This window comes from Rhizobium sp. SEMIA 4085, assembly GCF_013004495.1.
Lineage (GTDB): Bacteria > Pseudomonadota > Alphaproteobacteria > Rhizobiales > Rhizobiaceae > Rhizobium > Rhizobium gallicum.
Window position 1 is genome coordinate 1 of record NZ_JABEPH010000616.1, and the last position, 1,941, is coordinate 1,941.

General features: G+C 60.1%; 2 protein-coding genes. Both read left to right on the top strand.

Annotated features, from left to right (window positions below):
• Positions 1 to 159: 159 nt before the first annotated feature.
• The gene (locus C9413_RS31665) at positions 160 to 1,065 is read left to right on the top strand and encodes a TIM barrel protein (RefSeq protein WP_223844154.1); all 906 of its coding nucleotides are present in this window, start codon (positions 160 to 162) and stop codon (positions 1,063 to 1,065) included.
• Positions 1,062 to 1,862, top strand: coding sequence for an aldolase/citrate lyase family protein (locus C9413_RS31670; RefSeq protein WP_040115377.1), 801 nt, complete (start codon positions 1,062 to 1,064; stop codon positions 1,860 to 1,862). The genes C9413_RS31665 and C9413_RS31670 overlap by 4 nt, the downstream gene beginning before the upstream one ends.
• Positions 1,863 to 1,941: the final 79 nt, after the last annotated feature.

Here is a 1,941-nt window from a genome sequence, read left to right on the forward strand (position 1 = left end):
CTGACGCGCACTGGTGTCGCCGGCGGAGCTGGTAGCGCGTGCGGGTTCCGGGTGCAGGGTGCAGCACATGGCGCAGACGTGTTGCGTGGTGCCGCACTTTCTGCAGAAGCCGTCATTCGCGGCGATTTCGTTTGAAGGACAAAGCCTTCAATGCCTAGGATGGGAACAAACGAGGGGGCGATGATGGGGCAGGCTTTGCCGAACGGCCGTTTTGCAGTTTCTACATGGTCGTTGCATCGCCTCCTTGGACCGGTTTATCGCTATAGTCCTGATCCGGAAAGAAGTGCTGCGCGCCAGGAACCCTACGGCCCGGGTATGGCCTCTCTGATCGAGTTGCCGCAGCAACTTGCCGAGCGTGGCATTCACCGGCTTGAGGTCTGCTCCTTTCACCTGCCGAGCCTTGAGGCCGGTTATCTCGATGACCTCCGCGGTGCGATGAAGGCATCGGGCGTGCTTTTTCAGACCCTCTTGCTTGAGGATGGCGACCCGAGTGCGGCTGATCATGCCAAACGCGACGCAGCGTGGATGGCCGGCTGGATCGAAAGGGCGGTCGTGGTGGGAGCACAGAACTTACGCGTAATTGCGGGCAAGCAGCCGCCAACCGAAGAAAATCTGAGCCGGGCTTTGAAGCATCTGAGGCAGCTGGCGAAGGAAGCCGATGGCAGCGGGGTGCGCATCGTCGTCGAAAACTGGTTCGACCTTCTGCCTTCGCCTCGGCAGATGAACTGGCTGCTGGACGGGCTTGAGGGTAAGGTCGGGCTCAATGGCGATCTTGGCAACTGGACTGCGCCCGAAAAATACGCGGACCTTGCCGATATCATGTGCCGCGCGGAACTTTGTCATGCGAAGGCGGATTACAATGCCTCCGGTCTGGATGCTGCTGACTACCTCATGTGCCTGGAGGCTTGCGGCGCTGCGGGTTACGTCGGTCCGTTCACGCTGATTTACGATTCACCGTTTTTCGAAGACGAGTGGGACGGAATCTTGTTGCAGAAAACATTCATCGAGGAATTTCAAGATCGGCAAACACATGCTCGCCTGAGCAGTGAATGGAGAACGACATGACGGAGACACCGGCAATCGACAGTTTCGCGGACAGGATCAGGACAGACGGGCATGCAGGCCTGGTTTCCGCCTGGATCGGTATACCCGAACCGTTGGTCGTCCATCATCTGGTGCAGGAAGATTTCGATTCCGTCGTGCTCGATATGCAGCATGGCATGTGGGATATGGCTTCAGCATCGAATGCCGTTACGCAATCCCGTTCTGCGGGAAAACCGGCAATTGCGCGCATTCCGGTTGGCGATTTCGCTTCGGCCTCACGGCTGCTCGACGCTGGTTGCACTGGCATCATCGCGCCAATGGTCAATTCGGTCTCCGATGCAAAGGCGCTTGTGCGGTTTGCCAAGTATCCACCGCTTGGCGAGCGAAGCTGGGGACCGACGCTGGCACTCAACCACATGAAGCTCTCGGCAGATGAATACCTGCGCGCCGCCAACCGGCTGACGCTGACGATTGCGATGGTGGAGACGCGGGCAGCACTTGATGCCGTCGACGGCATCCTTGGTGTCGAAGGCATCGACGGCGTCTTCGTCGGGCCGTCCGATTTGTCGATTGCCCTTTCAAACGGTGCAAGGCTTGCGCCGGACACCGACGAGATCGACAAGGAACTCGCGCACATTGTGGCGCGGTGCCGAGCACACAAGAAATTCACCTGCGCCTTCGGCAGCAATGGCAAGCGTGCTGGCGAGCTGTTGAGGCTCGGTTGCGATCTTGTCGTTGCGAGCGCCGATACGACGCAGCTGCGCGCTGGCGCCGCCAGTGCGATCGCCGCGGCCCGGACGTTTGCCTCCGGCCACTAGGCGGACGATTTTACAGCAAGCCCGATTACGTGGCGCGCCCCCCCGCGCGTACCGGTGGCGCGTGTATTGGCCGAGTCCA